Annotated in this window: 20 protein-coding genes, 3 tRNA genes and 1 pseudogene; 12 read left to right on the top strand and 12 right to left on the bottom strand. The window is 23.8% G+C overall.

Annotated features, from left to right (window positions below; translation table 11 throughout):
- The first annotated feature begins 44 nt into the window (after positions 1-44).
- Positions 45-1,424 (top strand): argininosuccinate lyase, encoded by a 1,380-nt coding sequence (argH, locus tag U0T64_00235; GenBank protein XBC41308.1) that lies wholly within the window; start codon positions 45-47, stop codon positions 1,422-1,424.
- Between the two features lie 558 nt (positions 1,425-1,982).
- Entirely contained in the window at positions 1,983-2,693 is a 711-nt protein-coding gene (gene cysE, locus U0T64_00240) for a serine O-acetyltransferase (protein ID XBC41309.1), read from the top strand.
- A gap of 256 nt (positions 2,694-2,949) precedes the next feature.
- Here cysE and rpoD read toward each other — a convergent pair whose 3' ends face one another.
- From rpoD to rpsU, 3 genes are all read right to left on the bottom strand, one after another.
- Positions 2,950-4,791 carry an RNA polymerase sigma factor RpoD gene (gene rpoD / locus U0T64_00245; GenBank protein ID XBC41310.1) on the bottom strand — a complete coding sequence of 614 codons (1,842 nt, stop codon included), beginning with the start codon at positions 4,789-4,791 and terminating at the stop codon, positions 2,950-2,952.
- A gap of 120 nt (positions 4,792-4,911) precedes the next feature.
- Positions 4,912-6,687: a DNA primase gene (dnaG, locus tag U0T64_00250; GenBank protein XBC41311.1), complete on the bottom strand. Its 1,776-nt coding sequence runs from the start codon at positions 6,685-6,687 to the stop codon at positions 4,912-4,914.
- A gap of 79 nt (positions 6,688-6,766) precedes the next feature.
- The gene (gene rpsU / locus U0T64_00255; GenBank protein ID XBC41312.1) at positions 6,767-6,982 is read right to left on the bottom strand and encodes a 30S ribosomal protein S21; all 216 of its coding nucleotides are present in this window, start codon (positions 6,980-6,982) and stop codon (positions 6,767-6,769) included.
- A gap of 249 nt (positions 6,983-7,231) precedes the next feature.
- Here rpsU and tsaD point away from each other — a divergent pair, with 249 nt between their 5' ends.
- Positions 7,232-8,245 (top strand): tRNA (adenosine(37)-N6)-threonylcarbamoyltransferase complex transferase subunit TsaD, encoded by a 1,014-nt coding sequence (gene tsaD, locus U0T64_00260; GenBank protein ID XBC41313.1) that lies wholly within the window; start codon positions 7,232-7,234, stop codon positions 8,243-8,245.
- Between the two features lie 94 nt (positions 8,246-8,339).
- On the opposite strand, the gene ribB is transcribed toward tsaD, so the two are convergent.
- Complete coding sequence (ribB, locus tag U0T64_00265) at positions 8,340-8,981, bottom strand: 3,4-dihydroxy-2-butanone-4-phosphate synthase (protein XBC41314.1); 642 nt, start codon at positions 8,979-8,981, stop codon at positions 8,340-8,342.
- 182 nt (positions 8,982-9,163) lie between these two features.
- Here ribB and U0T64_00270 point away from each other — a divergent pair, with 182 nt between their 5' ends.
- Entirely contained in the window at positions 9,164-10,438 is a 1,275-nt protein-coding gene (locus tag U0T64_00270; GenBank protein ID XBC41315.1) for a tRNA CCA-pyrophosphorylase, read from the top strand.
- Here U0T64_00270 and U0T64_00275 read toward each other — a convergent pair.
- The 5 genes from U0T64_00275 to U0T64_00295 all read right to left on the bottom strand — a co-directional run bounded on the left by U0T64_00275 (position 10,403) and on the right by U0T64_00295 (position 14,872).
- A complete protein-coding gene (locus U0T64_00275) occupies positions 10,403-11,224 on the bottom strand; it encodes an undecaprenyl-diphosphate phosphatase (GenBank protein XBC41316.1) in 822 nt (273 codons plus the stop codon). The two genes, U0T64_00270 and U0T64_00275, sit on opposite strands and share 36 nt — an antisense overlap.
- A gap of 90 nt (positions 11,225-11,314) precedes the next feature.
- Positions 11,315-11,821, bottom strand: a complete 507-nt coding sequence (crr, locus tag U0T64_00280; GenBank protein XBC41317.1) for a PTS glucose transporter subunit IIA — start codon at positions 11,819-11,821, stop codon at positions 11,315-11,317.
- A gap of 25 nt (positions 11,822-11,846) precedes the next feature.
- Positions 11,847-13,565 carry a phosphoenolpyruvate-protein phosphotransferase PtsI gene (gene ptsI, locus U0T64_00285; protein XBC41318.1) on the bottom strand — a complete coding sequence of 573 codons (1,719 nt, stop codon included), beginning with the start codon at positions 13,563-13,565 and terminating at the stop codon, positions 11,847-11,849.
- Positions 13,566-13,727: 162 nt separating this feature from the next.
- Positions 13,728-13,985, bottom strand: a complete 258-nt coding sequence (locus U0T64_00290) for an HPr family phosphocarrier protein (protein ID XBC41319.1) — start codon at positions 13,983-13,985, stop codon at positions 13,728-13,730.
- A 737-nt stretch (positions 13,986-14,722) separates the two neighbouring features.
- A complete protein-coding gene (locus U0T64_00295; protein ID XBC41320.1) occupies positions 14,723-14,872 on the bottom strand; it encodes a hypothetical protein in 150 nt (49 codons plus the stop codon).
- A 381-nt stretch (positions 14,873-15,253) separates the two neighbouring features.
- Between U0T64_00295 and ligA the strand changes: the two are divergent.
- A pseudogene (ligA, locus tag U0T64_00300) lies at positions 15,254-17,277 on the top strand (NAD-dependent DNA ligase LigA).
- Positions 17,278-17,279: 2 nt separating this feature from the next.
- On the opposite strand, the gene U0T64_00305 reads toward ligA, so the two are convergent.
- Positions 17,280-17,352 (bottom strand) — tRNA-Lys (locus tag U0T64_00305).
- An 18-nt stretch (positions 17,353-17,370) separates the two neighbouring features.
- Positions 17,371-17,443 (bottom strand) — tRNA-Val (locus U0T64_00310).
- A gap of 119 nt (positions 17,444-17,562) precedes the next feature.
- Here U0T64_00310 and gltX point away from each other — a divergent pair.
- Positions 17,563-18,987: a glutamate--tRNA ligase gene (gene gltX / locus U0T64_00315; GenBank protein ID XBC41321.1), complete on the top strand. Its 1,425-nt coding sequence runs from the start codon at positions 17,563-17,565 to the stop codon at positions 18,985-18,987.
- A gap of 109 nt (positions 18,988-19,096) precedes the next feature.
- Positions 19,097-19,169, top strand: a tRNA-Ala gene (locus tag U0T64_00320).
- Positions 19,170-19,532: 363 nt separating this feature from the next.
- Here U0T64_00320 and U0T64_00325 read toward each other — a convergent pair.
- A complete protein-coding gene (locus U0T64_00325) occupies positions 19,533-19,850 on the bottom strand; it encodes a flagellar hook-basal body complex protein FliE (GenBank protein ID XBC41322.1) in 318 nt (105 codons plus the stop codon).
- Between the two features lie 189 nt (positions 19,851-20,039).
- On the opposite strand from U0T64_00325, the gene fliF reads away from it, so the two are divergent.
- Genes fliF through U0T64_00350 form a run of 5 tightly spaced genes read left to right on the top strand, consistent with a single transcriptional unit; the run spans position 20,040 to position 24,664 of the window.
- Entirely contained in the window at positions 20,040-21,689 is a 1,650-nt protein-coding gene (gene fliF / locus U0T64_00330; GenBank protein XBC41323.1) for a flagellar basal-body MS-ring/collar protein FliF, read from the top strand.
- Entirely contained in the window at positions 21,686-22,639 is a 954-nt protein-coding gene (locus U0T64_00335) for a FliG C-terminal domain-containing protein (protein ID XBC41324.1), read from the top strand. Before fliF ends, U0T64_00335 begins: the two co-directional genes overlap by 4 nt.
- 17 nt (positions 22,640-22,656) lie before the next feature.
- The gene (locus tag U0T64_00340; GenBank protein ID XBC41325.1) at positions 22,657-22,869 is read left to right on the top strand and encodes a hypothetical protein; all 213 of its coding nucleotides are present in this window, start codon (positions 22,657-22,659) and stop codon (positions 22,867-22,869) included.
- The gene (locus tag U0T64_00345; GenBank protein XBC41326.1) at positions 22,830-23,300 is read left to right on the top strand and encodes a flagellar assembly protein FliH; all 471 of its coding nucleotides are present in this window, start codon (positions 22,830-22,832) and stop codon (positions 23,298-23,300) included. Before U0T64_00340 ends, U0T64_00345 begins: the two co-directional genes overlap by 40 nt.
- Positions 23,300-24,664 carry a FliI/YscN family ATPase gene (locus U0T64_00350; GenBank protein XBC41327.1) on the top strand — a complete coding sequence of 455 codons (1,365 nt, stop codon included), beginning with the start codon at positions 23,300-23,302 and terminating at the stop codon, positions 24,662-24,664. Before U0T64_00345 ends, U0T64_00350 begins: the two co-directional genes overlap by 1 nt.
- The last annotated feature ends 48 nt before the right edge of the window (positions 24,665-24,712 follow it).

Consider the following 24,712-nt stretch of genomic DNA (forward strand, 5'->3'; position numbering starts at 1 on the left):
TGAAGTAACATGATAATGTAATCAATTAATGGGGAAAATATAAAATGTTGTGGGGGGGACGATTTTTACATGAAGGTGATTCTTTTTTTAAAAAATTTAATTCGTCTTTAAATATTGATTATAAACTAGTAGAGCAAGATATTTTTTCTTCTATATCTTGGTCAAAGGCGTTGCTAAGTGTTAATGTATTAACAATAGAAGAACAGAAAAAAATTGAATGTGCTTTAAACGCTTTATGGAATGTAGTTAAAAAAAATCCCACTTCTTTACTAAAAAGTAATTCAGAAGATGTGCATAGTTGGGTAGAAAAAGAATTGATCAAACGGGTAGGAGTTATTGGAAAAAAATTACATACCGGGCGCAGTAGAAATGATCAAGTAACTACCGATTTAAAATTATGGTGCATACACAAAGTTAAAATTTTGTTAAGTCAAATTAAAAAATTTAAGATAGCTCTTATTAAAGTGTCTGAAGAAAACAATAATGTTATTATGCCTGGATATACGCATTTACAAAGAGCTCAACCTATTACATTTTCTTTTTGGTGTCTAGCTTATGTAGAAATGTTAAATAGAGATGAAGATCGTTTACGAGATTTATTAAAGCGATTAAATTTTAGTCCATTAGGTTGTGGTGCTCTTTCTGGTACTGCATGGAATATTGATCGAGATAAATTAGCTAGAGATATGGGTTTTATATCAGCTACTAAAAATAGCTTAGATAGTGTATCAGATCGAGATTATGTTATAGAATTAGCTTCAGTTGCATCTATAGGTATGATTCACTTATCTAGATTTTCTGAAGATATGATATTTTTTAATTCTTCTGAATCTAGATTCATAATACTATCTGATACAATTACATCAGGTTCATCTCTTATGCCTCAAAAAAAGAATCCTGATGCATTAGAAATTATTAGATCTAAATCTGGAAGGGTAATAGGATTTTTAGTAAATATTCTAGTAATTTTAAAAGGTTTACCTTTAGCATATAACAAAGATATGCAAGAAGACAAAGAAGGATTATTTGATTCATTAGAAACTTGGAGTAATTGTATTTTAATGTCTATTTTGATTTTAGAAAATTTAACAGTTAATTATTCTATTTGTTTAAAAGCAGCTAGTCAAAATTATTCTAATTCTACTGAATTAGCTGATTATTTAGTTAAAAAAGGCATACCATTTCGAGATGCACATTATATAGTTGGAAAAATAGTATTAGAAGCAATGAAAAGAAATGTTCCATTAGAAAAATTAACTTTAGATACATTAAAAAAACATTGCAAATGTATTGAAAACGACATATATAAAAACTTAAAATTAGAAGAAATTTTAAAAAAAAGAAATGTAAAAGGAGGAGTTTCTCCTGAACAAACTGGAAAATTTCTTAAAGAGATAAAAAAAGAATTAAATATAAAATCTTAATATTTTTTTAGAAATTAAAATATAAATTTTTATAATACGAATCGAATTTTTAATTAATATTTATAATGAGAAATTTTTAATAACTATTTGCAAAAATTTTTAAGTTTTTTGAAATATTATTTATATTTATATCATAATTTATGATAACGATTTTTTGAAAATTGTATAGCGAATTTAAATTTATATACTTTTATGTTTATATAAAAATCATGTATTATTTAAGAATTTAAAAATTATTTGTACTAAAAAAAGTTTTTTATTTACATGTAAGATAAAATATAAAAACAATATATTTTTTTTAGTAATTAAATAATTTTATAAATTATTCAAATAAATGGATACTTTTGTGTTTAAAATTTAATTTTTATAGAATTTCTTTGATAATAAAGAACATATTTTAAGATTATTAAAAGATTATATATAATCTGATGTAATTTACATATTAATTGTTTTTTATTTTATAAGATGATTAGTTTTATAATATTATAAAATTTTTGAATAACTAATTATACATAAAATATTTTAAATAATATTTATTTTTTAATTCGGAGAAATTTTTTGTTTGAAGAAGTAGAGTTAATATGGAATCAGATTTTATCTGAAGTTCAAATTCTTTCTGAAAGAGATACTTTATTATCAGGATTTTATCATTCTCATGTATTGAATCATAAAAATTTTAGTGAAGCATTAAGTTATGTTTTATCAAGTAAGGTAGGAAACACAATTATTTCTTCTATGTCTCTAAGAGATATTATACATAGAATATACAGTTCTAATTTTGAAATTGTTTTTTTTGCAATAAAAGATATGCAAAAAATGTATAACAGTGATGTATCGATAGAATGCTACGTAATTCTATTTTTATATTCGAAAGAATTTCATGCATTACAATTATATCGTATTAGTAATTTTCTGTGGAAGAAGAACAGAATAGAATTAGCTATATATTTTCAAAATTGCATATCATATGAATTTTCTATAGACATTCATCCTGCTTCTGAGATTGGATATGGAATTAATTTAGATCATGCTTGTGGAATTGTTATTGGAAGAACAACTTTCATAAAAAACGATTGTTCTAAAAAGAAATCATTTACATTTACATATACGAAACAAACAAAGAATATTTTTTGTCCAAAAATTAATAAAGGCGTTACAATAGGAACAGGAGCAATAATATTAGGAAATATTGAAATAGGATCGAATGTCAGTATTAGTCCAGGTTCTATAATATTAAAATCTGTTTATATTGATGATATTTCTAAATAATATATGGTATAAATTTTAAAATTTTAGTTGATTTTATAATGTTTTTAAGCAATTATGTTTAATAAATTTCAAATTTATTTTTTTATTAAAAAATATTTTTGTGTTTAAAAATTAATTTATTTATATAGATTTTCTGAATTTATTTATAAATATTAATGCCTTCATGATACTAATTTCAAAAATTTTGTATTAAATAAATTAAAGCTTCCTTTTTTATAGGAAGCTTTAATTTGACGTTTTAGAATAATTTTAATATTTAATCATCTAAGAAACTACGTAGTATTTCTGATCGACTAGGATGCCGTAATTTTCGCAAAGCTTTAGCTTCTATTTGACGTATTCTTTCTCGAGTAACATCAAATTGTTTTCCAACTTCTTCTAATGTATGATCTGTATTCATATCTATTCCAAATCTCATCCGAAGAACTTTAGCTTCTCGAGCAGTTAGCCCTGCTAAAACATTATGTGTAGCAGATCGTAAATTTTCTGAAGTAGCCGAGTCTAAAGGTAATTCTAATGTAGTGTCTTCTATGAAATCTCCTAAATGAGAGTCATCATCTTCTCCGATAGGAGTTTCCATAGATATTGGTTCTTTCGCTATCTTTAATATTTTTCGTATTTTTTCTTCTGGAATTAACATGCGTTCTGATAATTCTTCAGGTGTTGGTTCTCGACCTATTTTTTGTAGTATTTGTCTTGAAATTCTGTTTAGTTTGTTAATAGTTTCTATCATATGTACTGGTATTCTAATAGTTCTTGCTTGATCTGCAATAGAACGAGTAATAGCTTGTCTTATCCACCAGGTTGCATATGTTGAAAATTTATATCCTCTTCTATATTCAAATTTATCTACAGCTTTCATTAGTCCTATATTTCCTTCTTGAATTAAGTCCAAGAATTGTAATCCTCTGTTTGTATATTTTTTTGCGATTGAAATAACTAATCTTAAATTTGCTTCAACCATTTCTTTTTTTGCTTTTTGAGCTTTTTTTTCCCCTATTGACATTTTTTTATTAATATCTTTTATTTGTTTTATAGTTAATCCTGTACTTTTTTCAATATTAACTAGTTCTTTTGTAATAGTGCCAAGTTTTTCTTTAACTTTATTTAATTCTCCAAACCATGGTTTTTCTTCATATTTTGAAAGTTTTTTCCATTTTTTTTTGGTTATTTTTTTTATGAAAAAAATTTTAAAAATTTTTTTAGGAATTAGACAATATTTTAAACGTAATGCAGTTGCATTTTTTTCTTGTATTCGAATACGTTTCATCATATGTTGCATATTTTTTACGAGACAGTTAAATTGTTTCGGAACTAATCTAAACTGTTTAAATATTTCCGATAAATTGTGAATTTCAACTAACGAATCTTTATGATTTCTATTTTTATTTTTTATCGTATTATTGGTAGTGATATACTGGTTTTTTAATGCAATAAATTTTTCTCGAGCTAATTCTGGATCAATTTGATGATCATTTTCATTAGTTTCATCTAAATTATCATCATCATTATTATGAATAACTCCTTCTTCCATAAATTCTGATCCAATATTATGGGAAATAGGCGAAAAAAATTCTTCTAGATTAGGATCTATAAATCCATTGATCAGATCTGTTAGTTTAAGCTCTCCTAATTCTACTTTATGGTATTGTTTTAATAGGTAAGTTATTGATTTAGGATATTCTGCTACGGAAGATTGGACTTGATTAATTCCTTCTTCTATTCTTTTAGCTATATCAATTTCACCTTCTCTTGTTAATAAATCAACTGTCCCCATTTCGCGCATGTACATTCTTACTGGATCAGTAGTTCGACCTAATTCAGAATTTACGTTCGATAATACTTGCGCAGCAGCTTCGACTGCATCTTCATCTGCATCTGTATGTCTTATTTCCTGTAGTATAAGATCATCGGAATTTGGTGCTTCTTCTACTACTTGAATACCCATGTCATTAATCATTTGAATGATATCTTCTATTTGATCTGAATTAATAATATCATTTGGTAAATGATCATGCACTTCGGTATAAGTTAAGTATCCTTGTTCTTTTCCATGAGTAACTAGTAGTTTAAGTTGTGATTTAGGATTATGCTCCATAAAATAATGTCCATATTTTTGGATATAATTAATACATTTTAATTATATCGAAAACAGTTTGGGAGATAAATATTTTCAAATTATTTGAAAATATATTGTGTATTTTTAATTATAATTTAGTTATTTTAAGCTATTTATTTTTGGTAAACTGCGTTTTGTTAATTTTTTACTAATTAACCATAGTTCGTTTTTTTCATCTTTTTTTAATCCCATTTGTCTTTCTTTTATAATTAATTTGTTTTTTTTATTTTCTAATGTTCTATTATAGAGGTTTTTTAGTGAATCTGAAAAAACTTTAGGTATTTGATTTTCTGCGATCATATGATTCCATGTAGCTAATTGATTTAATTTATCAAAAATTTTTGTATTTCTATATGTTTCTAAAATTTGACCAGTATTAGAATTAGGAAATGCAATACATTTTTTTATTAAATCTAAAAATATAAACAATCCTATTGATTGAAAGTTTCTTAAAAATTTCGTAGATGGTATGATATTTACTAGTTGTGGATTTTGAAGTAACAGTCCAATTAAAATACGTATAGTTATTTTTTCTGTGCTCGTATATTCATTTTTTTTCATACAATTTTCATTGTATATTTTTTCGGTATTTAGTTTTTTTAAAACGTTTATATCTGGAATTCCTATTTGAGTTCCTAATTTATAAAGTAAATGTATGCGAGTAATTTTTCCTGGAATTTGATTAATAAAAGGAACTGTTTTAGAACATAAATAAAATCGTTCATTTACTGAACTTAGGTCTATATTTTTAAATAATTTTTTAAATAGAAATTTTGATAGATTTGTAGCATTTTTTATACGTTTTTTAAATTTTTCTTTTCCTTCTTTTCTAATAATTGTATCTGGATCTTCTCCATGAGGTAAAAAAATGAATTTAATATTTTTACCGTCATTTATATAAGGTAAGGTTATTTTCAGAGTTCTCCAAGCCGCTTTTTTTCCAGCAATATCTCCATCATAACAATATATAATAGTGTTTGTAACTCGAAATAATAGCTGTATTTGATAACTTGTAATAAATGTTCCTAGTAAAGCAATAGAATAATTGATCTTGAATTGAAATAATGTTATAACGTCTAAATATCCTTCAACAACTAGTAGTTTTTTTGGTTTTGGATTTTGTTTAAGTACTTCAAATAATCCGTATATATTTCGACTTTTTTGAAATATTTGTGTTTCAGGAGAATTAATATATTTTGGATTATTTTTTTTTATTGATCTTCCTCCGAAACCGATTACTTTTCCATTTTTATTTCTAATAGGAAAAATTATTCTTTCTTGTAATCGGTCGTATTTATATCCGTTTTTATTAATTAGTAATATTCCAGTTTCTATTAGTTCTTTTAATTTAAAATTATTAATTTTTATTGTTTTTTCTATATTTTTTAAGTTTTTAGTAGAAAATCCAATTCTAAAATATTGAATCATTGATATGTGAATACCACGATTTACTAAGTATTCATATGCATATTTTTCTTGAAATATATTATTGTGATAAATATACGATATTTTTTCTATTATAAGGTATAAGTTGTTACGTTGTTCATAATTAAATATTTGAGTAGGATATTCTTTTGTATATGGGATTTTTAATCCATTAATATTTGCTAATTCTTCAATACTTTCTATAAAAGTTAATTTATCATAATTCATTAAGAAATCGATTGTATTTCCGTGTACGTGACATCCAAAGCAATAATAAAATTGTTTTTCGCGATTTATAGTGAAAGATGGTGTATTTTCTTTATGAAATGGACAAAGCGCATTATAATTTTTTCCACTTCTTTTAAGTGATATTCTTTCTTTTATTACATCGATAATGTTAGTTTGATGTAATAATTCATTAATAAAATGTTTAGGAATTATTCCTTTCATGTGTTTTTTAATGTCGGTTTTGACCGTACTTTAATAAGGTACGATCAATTAATTAATGTATATTTTTTAAATTTTAATATTAATACATTCGAATTTTTTTTAAATTTTCTCGAGATAATTTTTTTGCTAAACGTTTTATTGCAGATGCTTTTGCTCTTTTTCTTTCGGTAGTTGGTTTTTCATAAAATTCTCTTCTTCTGATTTCCGATAGAATTCCGGCTTTTTCACAGGACCTTTTAAATCTTCTTAAAGCTACGTCGAAAGGTTCATTTTCTCGTATTTTAATTATAGGCATAATTATATATTTTCCTTTTTTGATTTAAAATTTTAAAAATTATGTATAAATTGAAATTTATTACAAGATATTAACATTATATTGAACATTTTATGTATATAAAAATGAGAAGTTATTTTTTATTTAAAATAATTAGGATAATTTGTTAGTTAATATTCGTATTTTTTTTAAAAAAATAATAGTAATTTTTAATTAAATGATATGAAATAGTTAAACTGTTAATTAATAAAAATACGAGTTTTTAAATATATGCGAATATTGGGAATTGAAACTTCTTGTGATGATACTGGAATTGCAGTATATGATGATGTTCAAGGTATTATTATAAATAAATTATATAATCAATCTTATCTTCATAATTTTTATGGAGGTATAGTCCCTGAATTAGCTTCTAGAAAACATCTTGAAATGTTATCACTTTTAATTAAAGATATTTTACAAAATTGCTATATTGATAAACATTCTATAGATGGTATTGCTTATACAGCTGGACCTGGATTAGTTGGTTCTTTATTAGTAGGAGCATCTTTATCTACTGCATTAGCTTTTTCTTTAAATATTCCTACCATTCAAGTGAATCATATGGAAGGTCACTTATTAACTCCTATGTTGGAAATAAAAAAACCAAAATTTCCATTTTTAGGATTATTGGTATCTGGAGGACATACACAATTAATTAATGCATGGAATATTGGAAAATATGAATTATTAGGAGAAACACTAGATGATGCTGTAGGCGAAGCATTTGACAAAGTAGCTAAATTATTAGGACTAGATTATCCAGGAGGGCCTAATTTATCTAATTTAGCAAAATCGGGAATATCTGGTTATTTTAATTTTCCACGTCCAATGATAAATCAAAACAATTTAAATTTTAGTTTTTCTGGTTTAAAAACTTTTGTTTCTAATGTTATAAAATCGGAAGGAAATAGTTTGCAAACTCGTGCAAATATTGCTAAAGAATTTGAAAATTCAGTTATAGACGTTTTAGTTACAAAAAGTAAAAAAGCTTTAAAAGAATTGAATTATTCTACTTTAGTAGTTTCTGGAGGTGTTAGTGTCAATACAGAATTGAGAAAACAAATGAATAATATGATTAATGATATTAGAGGAGAAGTATTTTATCCTAGAGCAGAATTATGTACCGATAATGGAGCAATGATTGCATATGTAGGTATGTTGCGATTTAAAAAATTTAGCAATTTTAATTTAGAAATTTTTGTATATCCCAAATGGTCTATTAGTGATTTAAAATCGATTTAATTTTAGACATTAATACAAAATTATAGGTATATATTAAAACACATTAAATAATTAATCTTTATTTTAAATTAAAAGATATGTGTTTATATATTTTTTATTTATAAAATTTGATATATTCTTTTAAATCTTGAATAGTTAAAATTGGAATTTTATGTATTTTAGAAAATTTTATGATTTCAGATAATTTTGACATGGATCCGTCTTTATTTGTTAATTCGCATAATGTTCCAACCGGTTTAAATCCAGCTAATGTGACTAGTTCTATGGTTGCTTCTGTATGACCAGATCGTCCAAAAATTCCATTTTTGTGCGCTTGTAGCGGAAATATATGTCCAGGTCTATTTAAATCTTGTGGTTTTGCATTGTCTTTTATAGCTGTTCGAATAGTTGTTATTCGATCTTTAGCAGATACTCCAGTGGATACTCCTTGAGCAGCTTCTATCGTTATAGTAAAATTAGTTCCAAATTTACTTGTATTATTTTTTACCATGAACGGTAATTCTAATTGTTTACGTTTAGACTCAGTGATGCAAAGGCATACAATTCCACTTCCGTATCGAATTGTCAATGCCATTTGTCTAACAGTTATTATTTCTGCTGGAAAAATTATATCTCCTTCATTTTCTCGATTTATTCCATCTAAAACTATTGCTCCATTTCCTAATTTTAGTGAATTTATTGCTGTTTTAACACGGATTTTTGGAATAGTGGAAAATAAAGAATTATGTTTTTTCATTTTAACCTTTTTATAGAAATGATATTTATTGTGAATTCAATATTTTAGATAAAAATATAATTAAACTTTATTTAATCTTATATTTTAATATATTATTATTTTTATTGAAAATAAAATTTTTAAATATTTTTATTAGTAGTTTTTTAAAAAAGTTTTTATCAATTTATAGAGAGAGATTATGTATGAAAATATATTTAGTAGGAGGTGCTGTTCGAGATAAATTATTACATATTCCAATTAAAGATAGAGATTGGGTTATTACTGGAGCTACTCCGAAAATGTTATTAAATATGAATTTTAAACAAGTGGGAAAAGATTTTCCCGTATTTTTGCATCCATATAGTAAAGAAGAGTATTCATTAGCTAGGATTGATAGAAAAATGGGAACAGGTTATACAGGATTTACTACTTTTTATTGCAGAAAGACTACTTTACAAGAAGATTTAATAAGAAGAGATTTGACAATAAATGCTATAGCTCAAGATAAGGATGGAAATTATATTGATTTTTTTTGTGGATTAAAAGATTTACAAAATAGAATTTTCCGACATATTTCTCTTGCATTTTGTGAAGATCCTCTGAGAATTTTTAGAATAGCACGTTTTTCTTCAGAATTTAATCATTTCGGTTTTCAGATTGCTCAAGAAACAATGAAATTAATGATCAATATGGTAAAAAATAAAGAATTATTATGTTTAACTCATGATAGAATTTGGAAAGAAACAAAAAAAGCACTAAACACGTGTAATCCTCATGTATATTTTCAAGTGTTATATTATTGTAATGCTTTATCCTTAGTGTATCCCGAAATAAATATAGTGTGTCAGTATGAATTTTATAAAATTCATAGGTATCATAAAAATTTTTTTATTAAATTTAATTTTTTTTTTGAAATTGCAAAAATTTCTAATTTAAATAAAGATATAGATATTAAATTTGCTTATTTATGTAATATGATTTGTCAATTTCAATCGAAAAATGTTCGTTGTTTTTTATTTGAAATATATGATGAAATTTCAAATAAATTTGTAAAGATATTATGCAAACGTTTATGTATTCCTTCTTATATAAAAGACCTATCTGTTATTTTTTCTAGTTTTTTTAAATTTTTAAATTTCATTCATTTTAGATCTGCAAAAGATATTATTACATTTTTTAATAAAATAGATGCATGGAGAAAACCAGTTAGAGTTCAAAAGTTATCTATTTTAATTGATTTATATATATCTAGTTCTCAGAATATAAACATTAAAAATTCGTATCAAGGTAATTTTTTACAAAGTGCTTTTAATATTGCTAATCAAGTTTCTATTAAATCAATTTTATACTTAGGATTTACAGGAATTGAAATACGAAATGAATTAGTGCGTTTAAGAATAATTGCAATTAACAAATGGAAAAAAAAATTGAATCATTTAAAATTAATAAATGCAAAGATAAATAATAAAGGAGAGTAATAATCGATAAATGATAAATGGTATAAATGAGCAAACGCTGATTATTTTAAAGTATTTTTGCATAAAAATACTTGATGTGATAAAAGAAGAGAGAAAACTTATAAAAAGAAGAGGGATAGTATGTAATGATATAATTTCAATATTTTTACATATGTCTAAAATCATCGCTCCAAAAAAAATTGGAACAGATATGATGTAAGAAAAATATGTAGATTTACCTTGATTTATTCCTATTAAAATTCCTATCGAAATTGTAGAACAAGATCTAGAAAATCCTGGCCATAAAGCTAAACATTGAAAACATCCTATAATAAACGATTGTAATAGACTTATATTTTTACTTTTATATTTTGTTTTTTTTTTAAATATTTCAGATAATGTTAGTAATATAGAACCTAATATAATAGGAAACGTTATGTTTTTTGAATTAAATGGAAATTTTATGTATTTACTTACAAATATTTCCATGAATATTATAGGAATAGTGCTAATTAGTATATGACTATAGGACAAGTTGTTTTTGTAAGTAAATTTACGTTTTTTTATAAAACATGAATAAAACAATTTAGAAAATGTATTTTTAAAATATAACAATATTGATAGAGATGTTCCAAATTGTATAAATGAATTTAAAATTTTTATCTCATTGATTTCAAATTTAAAAAATTTAGAAAGAATAATTATATGACAAGTTGATGAGATAGGAAAAAATTCAGTTATTCCTCCAATAACTCCTAAAATAATTGTAATAAATATGTGATAAGTAATAGGTATATATTCGTTCATATTATTTTATTTATAAAATTTTTATTAAGATTTATAAGTTTAATTAAAAATAGGTAAAACGGAAAATATATACCGTCTTACCTATGAATTTTATTTTTCTATAGAAAAAATTATAGTTTCACCTGCAATAATTTGACCTGACTTTTTGTCCATTTTTTTAAACAATTCTATGTTTGATATAACTACAGGTGTTAATATAGATTTAGCTGTTTTTTTTAAAAGAGACAAATTTACGCTAATAATAGGATCTCCTATTTTTACAATTTGATTTTCTTCAGCTAATTTTTTAAATCCAATACCTTTTAATTTTACTGTATCTATTCCAAAATGTACAAAAAGTTCTGCATTATTTTCATCTGATTTTATTGAAAACGCATGTAATGTTTTAAATATTTTTCCGATTATTCCATTAATAGGAGATAGTATAATATTGCTTGTTGGAAAAATAGCAATTCCATCTCCTACTATTTTTTTTGAAAATACGACATCAGGAACTTCTTTAAGATTTACTATGTTTCCAGATAATGGAGCAAAAATATTTATTTTTTTTTTATGAATAGTATGTTTATTGCCAAAGAGATTAGAAAATAAATTCATATTTCTTCCTGTGAATAATTTTTTATTAACTATCTATAAAATGTTCGTTGATAATATTTGTTATTTCTTTTGATGTTGATTGAGACAAAACATGTTTTGCTAAATTTTCAGCGTCTACGAAATTCGTTTTTCGAATTATGTTTTTTATTTTTGGAATTATTGGAGCACTCATGCTAAATTTATCTAATCCCATTCCAAGCAATAATGCGGTAGCTTTTTCGTCTCCAGCTAATTCTCCACACATACTTGTCCATTTTCCAGTGTCATGTGAAGAATGGATTACTTGTTGAATTAAATTTAATACTGGTGGACTCATAGGATTATATAAGTTCGAAATTAAGTCATTTCCTCTATCAACAGCTAATGTGTATTGTGTTAAATCATTACTTCCTATGCTAAAAAAATCAACTTCTTTTGCCAAATGTTGCGAGATTACTGCAGATGCTGGTGTTTCTATCATGACTCCTATTTCTATATTAGAATCGAATGGTATTTTTTTATTTTTAAGGACAAATTTTAGTTTTTTGAGTTCTTCTTTCAAATCTTGTACTTCTTCTACAGAAATAATCATAGGAAACATAATTTTTAATTTCCCAAAAACAGACGCTCTTAATATTGCAGTTAGTTGAGCATGTAAAATTTCTTTTTTGTCCATTGATATACGTATAGCTCGCCATCCTAAAAATGGATTGTCTTCTTTGGGAACATTCATATATGATAAATTTTTATCTCCGCCTATATCCATAGTTCTTATAATGACGGATTTTTTATGCATTTTTTTTGCAACTATTTTATATGCATTAAATTGTTCTTCTTCAGTAGGAAAAGAATTTCTATTCATAAACAGAAATTCTGTTCGATATAGTCCAATGCACTCTGCTCCATTTTTTTTTGCACTAGAAATATCATTAATTGTTCCTATATTTGCCCCGATTTCTATCCTATGTCCGTCAATAGTAATTGCATGTAGATATTTTAGTTTTTTTAAGCTATTTTTTTTTGATTCATATTTTTTTTGTATTTTTTTTATCTCTTGTATTTTAGATAATTTTGGATTAATAAATATAGCATTATTAATTCCATCTAATATTAAAAAATCATTGTTTTTTACTTTTTTTGTAATGTTTCCAGTTCCAACAATTGCTGGTATTTCTAAAGATCGAGCTATTATGGATGTATGCGAGTTTTTTCCTCCTAAATCTGTAATAAATCCTAATATTTTTTTTAGTTTTATTTGGGCAGTTTCAGAAGGTGTTAAATCTTTAGCAATTAAAATGACAGGGTTTTGAATATGATTTAAATCGATGATGTTTAAATTAAGTATATTTTTTATTAATCTATTCCCGATATCTTTTATATCTATTGCTCTATTTCTTAAATATTCATCATCTAATTGTTCTATTGTTTTAATTTGTTTTTTTATTATAATTTGAGTCGCATATTCTGCTGACAGTTTTTTATTTTTTATTAATGATAATATGTTTTCGTTAAGATCTTCATCTTCAATGAGCATGATATGTCCTTCAAAAATGTCTTTTTTATCGTTTTTGAAGGTTTTTTCAACTTGTTCTTTTATAATTTGTAGTTGATTTATTGTTTTGTATTTACCTTGTATGAACTTTTTAATTTCTTTGTTTATTTGATTATATTTTATTGTATTTTTATTAATAAAAATTTTCTCTTCTATTAGTAGCAATGCGTTCCCAAAAGCAATTCCCTGGGATGCTAAAATTCCTGAAATCATAATATTACCCTTAATATAACAATATGTTATATTTTTATAATAGTTATTTATTGGTCTCAGGTAATATTATATTAATTAGTATATATTATCCGGAAGTTATCATTACACTTCCGGCAACATTATACTTTGAATAATATTTAATATTTTTAAGACGCAAATTTTTTACTTGAGTGTTTTTATAAATTTTTCTAAATTTTCGACCGCTATTTTTTCATCTATACCATTTGCTGAAATTATAATTACACTATTTTTTGTCAAACCTAATGTTTGTAATTTAAATAAACTCTTTGCATTTACAGATTTTCCATTGGAAATAATCTGGATTTCTGAAATAAATTTTTTTGCTTCTTTGACTAAAAGTGCAGCTGGACGTGTATGTAGTCCATGAGGATTAGTGATTACAATTTCTTTTTGGAACATTCTTTCCCCCTAATTTTATTTCTTACATAAAATTAGTATATGATATTTTAAATATTTTTGTTTTTTTAGTTATATTAAATATATTAGTGTAATATATTATTTAGTTTATGATAATTTTTTTATTTTAATTTGTCATTAAGTATTAATTATATTAGTTTAAAGCTGTTTATTGTATAAATTTTTGTGTAAAAATTGTTATATTAAAGCTGTATTAGATTACATATATTTTAGATAATAATAATTTTTATATAATTTTGAAAAAATTATAAATTTTAAAAATTTCAGGAAAAATATTTTTTAAAATTGATTTTTAAAAAATAAATTTTTATTAAATATTTTAAAAATTTTTAATTATTTTTTATTTTAAATTGAGTATGAGAATTGATTTTTTTATCACGTAAATATTTTTATTTTTTTAATTTAATTGTAAATGTATTTATTATGTTTTTATCTTTTTTTTTTTTTTTTTTTTTTTTTTTTTTTTTTTTTTTTTTTTTAATTTTATTTAATTTATTTAGTATTTTTAGAAATTTTTAAGTATTTTAAATATTTCATTAATTTTTATTTAACTTAAATATATTTATATATAACTTAAATATATTTATATATAACTTAAATATATTTATATATAACTTAAATATATTTATATATAACTTAAATATATTTATATATAACTTAAATATATTTATATATAACTTAAATATATTTATATATAACTTAAATATATTTATATATAATTATGTAATATTGCATTTAATATTTAAATAGGAGCTTTTGATTGTATCAATATTCCATCGAGATAAATATTTTATTTTTTCTCGAAATTTCGTAAGCCGAACAGGAGGATTATGAGGATAAAAAAATTCTTTAGGTTGTGGTTCAAACAAAATAATAGATGTTGGCTTTTTGTATTCTTTTTTTTTTTTTTTTTTTTTTTTTTTTTTTTTTTTTTTTTTTTTTTTTTTTTTTTTTTTTTTTTTTTTTTTTTTTTTTTTAATCTTAGCTAATTTATTTAGTATTTTTAGAAATTTTTAAGTATTTTAAATATTTCATTAATTTTTATTTATGTAGTAGTACACTGTTATCTTTAGAAAGTAAAATTTTTTATTGACAATAACATTGTTCTATACGTATGTTTAAAATTTTTTAAAAACAATTGTATTTTTACAAACATTATTAATTTTTTAATGATAATTTAAAAATATAAATGTTGAAGTTAAAAAAATATTTTAAATTTTTTTAAATGTTTATTATTTTAATAGGTTTTTATGGAATTTATAAAAAATTATATATTAAAATTACAGGAAAAAATTCGTTATTATGAGTATTTATATTATTCTTTTAATTCACAAAAAATTTCTGATCATAGATACGATTTTTTAATAAAAAAATTACGTTATTTAGAAAATAAATATAAACATATTTTAGTTATCAAAAATTCTCCTACTTCTACTATAGGTTCATTGTATTTATCTAATTTAAAAAAACATAAACATATTACTCCTATGTTTTCGTTAAATCATGTATTTTCAATTCGCGATTATTTAAGTTTTGAAAAAAAACTGAAAAATAATTTAAAAAAAAAACTATTCTTTTTTGCTGTGAGTTAAAAATTGATGGATTAGCGTTAAATTTAATATATAGACGAGGCATATTAATCAAAGCAATAACTAGAGGAAATGGAAATATAGGAGAAGATGTGACTAGTAATGTTCGTATAATTCGTTCTATTCCTAAAAAATTAGTGGGGGAAAAAATACCAAAAAAAATAGAAATTCGAGGTGAAATTTTTATGTTAAAAAGTGATTTTGCAAAGATGAACAATGAAGCGATTAGAAAGTGCATGAAACAGTTTTCTAATATTAGAAATGCTTCTTCTGGATTATTACGTCAAAAAAATATTAAAAATTTTTTTATGAAAAATTTGATGTTTTGTTGTTATGGATTTGGTTATTATCCTAAATATACAAGAATTTTAAATCATTATGATAGATTGAAACAGGTGCACAATTGGGGATTGCCAATTAGTGGATATAATATTTTATTGAACTCTAGTCATGATATTTTAAAATTTTATCATCACATTGAAAATATACGAAAATTTTTAAATTTTGACATTGATGGAATAGTTATAAAAGTAAATTCTATCTATTTACAAAATAAATTAGGTTATACACATAGAGTTCCACATTGGGCAGTTGCGCTTAAATTTTTGGATAAAGAAAAAATATCTAAAATATTAAAAATAGAATATCAAATTGGTAGAACAGGAGTAATTACTCCTGTAGCTATAGTAAATCCTGTTTGTATATCTAATGTAATTATAAGGAGAGTTTCTTTATATAATTTTAGTGAAATTAAAAAGTTAGATATTTGTTTAGAAGATTTTGTAAAAATTAAGCGTTCTGGAGATGTAATTCCTAAAATAACATGCGTTGTTAAAGAGTATCGATTTGGACAAAAAAAAGAAATATTTTTACCACGTTTGTGTCCATCTTGTAAATCTAAGTTAAAAATAGACGAGAAACTTGTTAAAGTATATTGTATAAAAGGTTTAGCATGTAAAGAACAACTTAAAAAAACTCTATATTATTTCTGTTCTAAAGAAGGATTAAACATTTCTGGATTGGGTTTGAAAACAATTAGCAAATTAGTTGACAAAAACTATGTAAAAAATTTTTCTGATTTTTTTAATCTTGAATCTAAATTATCAATGATTTTATGCGATATTGGAAAGAAAAATTCATATAACATTATTAATTCTATTAATAGTTCTAAAAATATTAGTTTTTCGAGATTTTTGTGCGCTCTTGGAATTAATGAGATTGGTTTGACAAAATCAAAAATTCTTTCTAATCATTTTTTATCAGTTACTGATTTAATTAAGGCAACATTTAATGATATTATTTCGTTAAAAGGAATTGGTTTTATAGCAGCAAAAAATATATTTCAGTTTATTAATGATAGTAATAGTAGAAATATGATGTTAAATTTATCAAAAAATTTAAATATATTTTCAAATCATAAAAGTTCTAATTCTTTAATAATTAATACAAATCCATTTTTTCACAAGAAGGTTGTTTTTAGTGGTGCTTTGAAGACGTTTGCTCGTATTGCAGCTCAAAATATAATAAAAAAGTTAGGCGGATATGTTATGTCACATGTTTCTAAGAAGACTGATTATATTATAATTGGGAATAATCCAGGAGTGAAATTTATTAGATCTAATGAGTTAAATATAAAGGTTATTTTAGAACAAGATTTTAAAGAAATAATTAAACAATTTCTGTAAAATGGGTCGTGCAGGATTTGAACCTGCGACCAATTGATTAAAAGTCAACTGCTCTACCAACTGAGCTAACGACCCCTTTTTATAGAGTTTTTTTGGGTGATGACGGAATCGAACCGCCGACAACCTCCGTGTAAAGGAGGAGCTCTACCAACTGAGCTAATCACCCTTATATATTATATTGTAAAGAATAGAAATTTAGAGTCAATCTTTTTTTAGTAAAATTGACTATTTATTTTTTATAATTTAATGTTAAATGAAATGTTTAAATATTTTTAAAGGTAAAGTATGTTAGTTATAACAAGATTTGCTCCTAGTCCTACTGGATATTTGCATATTGGAAGTTTACGTACAGCTTTATATTCATGGTTATTTGCTAGAAGTAAAAATGGAAAATTTATTTTACGTATTGAAGATACAGACTTTAAACGTTCTACAAAAGTTGCAATATCAGAAATAGTAAAAAATTTAAAATGGTTAGGATTAGATTGGGATGCAGGCCCTTATTTTCAAAGCGAAAAAATTGAGTATTATAAAAGTATTATTATTTCTATGATTGAATCAGGACTAGCATATAAATGTTATTGTACAAACGATAGATTAAATATTTTAAGAAAAAATCAGTTATTAAATGGTGAAAAACCAAAATATGATAGAAAATGTAGAAATTTTATACATGAACATAAAAATAATGCAGAATATGTAGTACGATTTTGTAATCCATTAAATGGAATAGTATCTTTTTGTGATGAAATTAGAGGGAAAATATCGTTTAACAATAATGAATTAGACGATGTAATTATTCAGAGAACTAGTGGTATTCCTACGTATAATTTCTGTGCAGTAATAGATGATCGTGATATGAAGATTACGCATGTAATTAGAGGAGAAGATCATATTAACAATACACCTCGTCAGATTAATTTGTTTAATGCATTGCAATCTAAAATTCCGTCGTATGCACATGTTTCAATGATATTAGATACAAAAGGGAAAAAATTGTCTAAAAGAGAGAATGTAGTCAGCGTATCAGAATATAAATTTCAAGGTTATTTACCAGATGCATTACTTAATTATATAGTGCGATTAGGATGGGCACATGGAAATCAAGAAATTTTTAGTATTAATGATATGAAAAAATTATTTATATTAAATAAAGTTAATCCATCTCCAAGTCGTTTTGATATCAGTAAATTATTGTGGTTAAATCGATTTTATATAAGAAATTTACCTAAATGTCTTATTAAACAGCATCTTAAATATCAGTTTAAAAAACAAGGAATTGATTATTTGGAAGGACCTAACTTAGATGAACTTATAGATTTAGTAGGTTCTCGATATAATACTTTAAGGGATATGGTTTATTTTTCTCGTTATTTTTATAGTAATGATATTACTTGTAATATGGAAGCTTTTGAAAAATATTTAATTAAATCTACTTCTACTATTTTGGAACGTGTATATAATGAAATCATGAATATTCAAATATGGAGTTTAAAAAATGTATTAATTATGATTCGAATGTTAATAAATGAGTTGAATATAAGTTTCAAAGAATTGTCAATGCCTGTTCGTGTAGCTATTACAGGAGATATTGTTTCTCCTAGTATTCATATTGTTATATATGGGGTGGGTAAAAAAAGGTCTTTATTGAGAATTAAAGATGCATTATTATATATCAAAAAAGTTGACATTAAAAAATGTAATTTATAAATATTGATGGTTTTTAAATTTTATTAGGAGAATTGCATCGTACAAATGTTTATATTTCACTTATAAAATTTTATTTTATCTTGATATTGTATTGTAGTTTAAAATAAAAGGGGTTATAGCTCAATTGGGAGAGCTTTTGCATGGCATGCAAACGGTTAGCGGTTCGATTCCGCTTAACTCCATAAAAAAGAGATTGTTATTGCAGTTATTTTTAATTTTTTTTTTTAACAGAGAAGTAATATTTTTATATTGTTGTTAATATAACTTAAAATTTTTAAACATTTTAATTATTGTTAAACCATTTAATAGTTAATTATTTTAAGATCAAATTTTTATAATTAATAAAATAAAATTTATGCAGATTGCAAAGTTTTTTAAATATTCAGTGTTTAAAGTATATTTTAGATGTTAATTTTTAGTCTTTTTACTAAATAATGATAATATATTATTTTTTTTAAAAACAAAATTGCAAAAAATCTAATATATTAAATGTTCAAACTTAAACATTTAATATATATAATATCGTTATTAATATAAATGATAGATTAAATTTGCAAATTCATCATTTCTTGATAACCTGACATTAATTTGTTTCGAACTTGAAGGATTGTTTCTGTAGAAATTAAGTTTTTTTGAAGTTTAATTAAAAGGTCATGTAAATCTAACGGTTTGTTTTCGTTTTTTTCAAGATTTTTAGATTCGTTTTCTATTTTTTTTTGATCCGAACTTAAAATATTGAATGTATTTTTTACATAATCTAAAAAACTCTCAGGTAGATTTTTATCTTCAGAGTTACTTATATTCATTAAAGAACCAAGGGTGGTCATTAATTTAATACTGTCTTCCATAGTGTCAATAAGCATATTTTTTTCTAATAAATGTAATATGAATGTAATAAATATTAACATAAGTTTTAATAGGATAAAATATTTTAAAATATTTTTTTTAAATTTATTGTAAAATAATATTATTGATAATTATTTTTATATCATAAGTATGATCTCTAGATATATATTTAAAAATTATTAATAGATTTTTCAAAGGAATAGTTCATGAACGTTGGTTCTAAACATAATTTGAATGCACAAGATAAAAATAAAAGGGGTTATTTTTTATCTTATTTTCCATTTAACTTGCGTATTTTTATTACAATATTTTTAATATCATTGTTAATATTGCTTTATGTATTTTTTTTTAGATCCTCTCATTATCGTGTTCTTTATAATAATTTATCTAAGGAAGATGAGAGATTAATTTTATCTCAATTAACACATATGCATATTCCTTTTAAATTTGATGATAATCATAGTTCTTTAATGGTTCCAGAGAGGCAATTAGAAAAAGTTCAAGTAAATTTATCTGAGCAAGGTTTACCTAAAAGCAGCAATATTGGTTTTGAACTATTGGATCAAGAAAAATTTGGAATTAGTCAATTTAACGAACAGATAAATTATCAAAGAGCATTAGAAGGAGAATTAGCAAGAAGCATTCAACAACTAAATAATATTAAAACAGCTAGAGTACATATAGCTTTTCCTAAACCATCGCTATTTGTTCAAGATAAAAAATTTCCGTCAGCTTCTATAATTTTAGGCGTTAAAAAAGATTCAGATATTAATTTTAACCAAATAAATGCTATTTTACATATGGTATCTAGTAGTGTATCTGGATTATCCATTGAAAATGTCACAATTATTGATCAGACAGGAAACTTATTAAATAGTCAAAATTCATTAAATAATAATATTGATAATTTACAATTAAAATATTGTGATTTAATTGAAGAACGTTATAAACAAAGAATTGAAAATATTTTAATTCCATTAGTTGGATTAAATAATGTGCATGCGCAAGTGACAGCTAAAATTAATTTTGATAAACAAGAAAGTACAGAAGAGAAATATAAACCAAATTATACTAATGACAGTAAGTCTATTCGATCTCATCAAGGTACTAATAATACGGAATTGAATGAAAAATATACAGAAAATTCTATTTCTTCTAGTTCATTTCCAAAAAAATTAAAAGTTTTGTCTGACAAATTATTATCTGATTCTAATCATGTGAATTCTACAGATGTATCTGATAAAGATGTCAATCATTCGTCAATATTACCAAAATCAAGTGTTAATCAAGATTATATTATTAACTATGAATTAGACCGTACTTTTGTACATAAGAATTTGCAAATGGGAAATATAGAAAGGCTATCTGCTGCTGTAGTAATAAACTATATTCGAGATAAAGATGGGGAATTAATATCTTTAAATCCTTATCAAATTAGCAAGATTGAGAATTTAATTCGAGCAGTTATTGGTTTTTCTTTGGAACGTGGAGATTCAATTTCTATAGTAAATTCTTTATTTATAAAACCCCCTATGTATTTTAGCGAGAGTTCTTCTTTTTGGGACAGTCCTTTATTATTTAATAAACTATTTCAATATGGATTCATATTTGTTTTAGTAATAATATGTTTTTTAATTTGTAAAGTAGTTTTTTTTAGAAAAAAATTAAAAAATAATAATTTAGATAATATCCATATTAAAAATATACCTCGTGATAATAAAAATAAAGAGTTTAGTTCTAAGACAGAAAATTCTGAAAAAGTACCAACTGATGCAGGATTTAGTAATTTTTCTATAAAAGATCCACACACTATAGCAATGATAATTCGAAAATGGATGAGTGGAGATAAAAAATGATAATCTTAAATGGAATAGAAAAAAGTGCTATTTTGTTAATTACTCTTGGTATAAATGAAGCCACAAAAATATTAAATGAATTATCCATATCAGAAGTGCAATCTCTTATTAAATGTATGTTTAATTTGGGGAAAATTCCTCGTGTTATTGTTGATCAAGTATTATTAGAATTTAAGAAAAATTTTTCTTTAGAAAATTCTACTACTATAGTAAATAAAAACTATGTAATTTCTTTATCAAAAAAAGTACTAGGAGAAAAAAATTCAATAAATTTATTCAATGAAATTGAAAATAAAGAAAATATTTCTCGTGGAATTCAAAAATTAAATATGATTGATCCTAAAAATATTGCTACATTATTAAAGCATGAACATCCTCAAATTATTTCAGCAATATTAATATATTTAAATAAAAATCAATCGGCAGCTATATTATCTTATTTAGAGGAATTGTTAAGTTTAGATATTATTTTTAGAATATCTCAATTTTCTGGTTTAACAAAATCAGGGGAACAAGAATTAATTGAAGTTATTAATTATATATTAAAAAATTATCAAAAATCTACATACCACCACGATGGTGTTTCTGTAGTGATAAATTTATTAAAATTGATGACTTATGATAAAGAACAACATATTATAAACGGAATTGAAAAATCTAATAAAAAATTAGCGGATATTATTAAATCGAAACTTTATTTATTTGAGAATATTTCTAATTTTGATGACGACTGCATTAAATATTTAATTAAAAAAACTACTCTTCATGAATTATCAATAGCTATGCATTCTTCGAGTGAGTTGTTAAGAAAAAAATTTTTTAAGAATATGTCTCAAACAGATTCTGAATGTTTAAAAAATTTTTTCACTAAAGAAAATTCTATATCTATTGATGATATAAAAAAAGCGCAAAATAATTTATTAAATATAATAAAAGATTTTTTGAAATAAATATATAAGGAATGTTTATGTATCAACGTACAATCAAACCTATCTGGACTAGATGGTATCCTGAAGAAATACATAAAAAAAATAATGTTAAAAAAAAAATGAAAAAAATGATTGTATTTCTACTCGCAATGAAGAAAATAATTTTAAAAATAATATACGTAGTTATGATTATGGTTTTAAAAAAGGAGAAATGGAGGGTTTTGCAGCAGGCTTTGAAAAGGCATTATTAGAATTCAATAAGAAAAATAATTTTTTATTAATGAAAATGAATGATTTTTTATCAAGTTTTAAACATGAATTAGAAGAATTAGATAAAATTATTTCTTCTCGTTTAGTATTTTTAGTGATGAATATTGCAAAAAAAATAACAGAAAATACTGCGTATAACGATGATCAAAATTTATTAAAAAAAATAAAAGAAATACTTAAAGATGATAAAATTATCTTTAATAAACCTACATTATTTATCCATCCTGATAATACCGAAATAATTGAAAAACATTTTAAAAAAATTTTTTCTAAGTATGGATGGACGATTTTTTATGATAAAAAAATATCTAGAGGGGGTTGTATAGTGCGTTCAGAAGATACTATATTAGATTCAACCATCGAAGGACGTTGGACTGAACTATGTAGATTAGTATTAAAAGAGGAAGAATAATGAATTTACAAGTAAATAAATGGCTAAAAAAAGTATTAAGTTATGAAAAAAAAATAGAATATCTTCCTAGTATAATTAAGTATGGTTGTTTAGTGGGATTTAACGGATCTATTTTAGAAGTTAGTGGTTTGCAATTATCTATAGGATCTATTTGTTTTATAGAAATTAATACAAATAAAAATGATATTAATGAAATAGAAGCTGAAGTAATTGGATTTAAAAATAATATAATATTTTTAATGCCATTAAAAAGTATAGATAATGTAATTTTAGGTTCTAAGGTTAGGCCAAAATTAGTAGATGGTATAAATTATATAGTTAATGAATTGCCAATATGTACAGGGCTTTTAGGAAGGGTTTTAGATAGCTTAGGAAGGCCATTAGATGGATTAAAAAAAATTAATAAAAAATATAAACAAACGTTATCATATTCTTTCATTAATCCTTTACAGAGAACTCCTATTGTAGATGTTTTAGATACTGGAATTCGTGCTATTAATGCATTATTAACTATTGGTAGAGGACAAAGAATTGGACTTTTTTCTGGTTCAGGAGTAGGAAAAAGTGTATTATTAGGTATGATGACGAAATATACTAAAGCTGATATCGTCGTATTAGGTTTAATAGGAGAACGTGGTAGAGAAGTAAAAGAATTTATTGAAACGATTCTTACTAAAGAAGCACGTGAAAAGTCAGTAATAATTGCTTCTTCTGCTGAGTTTTCTCCTCTATTGCAAGTTAAGGGAGCGAGTTATGCAGTTCGTATTTCTGAATATTTTCGAGATGAAGGCTATCATGTATTGTTAATAATGGATTCTTTAACACGTTATGCAATGGCTCATCGAGAAATAGCATTATCTATAGGGGAATTGCCTGCTTCTAAAGGTTATCCTCCTTCTGTATTCTCAAAAATATTTTCTTTAATAGAAAGAGCAGGAAATGGGAAAAATAAAAATGGTTCTATTACAGCTTTTTATACAGTTTTAACAGAAGAAGAAGAGAAATATGATCCTGTTGCAGATTCAGCGCGATCTATATTAGATGGACATATTGTATTGTCAAGAGAATATGCTGAATCTGGTCACTATCCTGCTATTAATATTGAGATGTCAATCAGTCGAGTTATGTCTACTATAGTTGATTCGGTACATGATTCCAAAGCTCGTTATTTAAAAAAAATACTTTCATGTTACCAACGTAATCGTGATTTAATAAATTTAGGTGCATATGTTACAGGTACTAATCCTGAGTTAGATATAGCAATTTCTTTATTACCAAAAATAGAAAAATTTTTACAACAAGGTATGCATGAAAAGAGCACTTTTTTTGAGTCTATAAGAGATTTATATTCAATTTTAAATTAAATAAAGGTATTGAGTACATGTTCAAAAATAAAAAATCTATTAATTTAC

The organism is Buchnera aphidicola (Nurudea yanoniella) (assembly GCA_039829995.1).
GTDB lineage: Bacteria > Pseudomonadota > Gammaproteobacteria > Enterobacterales > Enterobacteriaceae > Buchnera_B > Buchnera_B aphidicola_AV.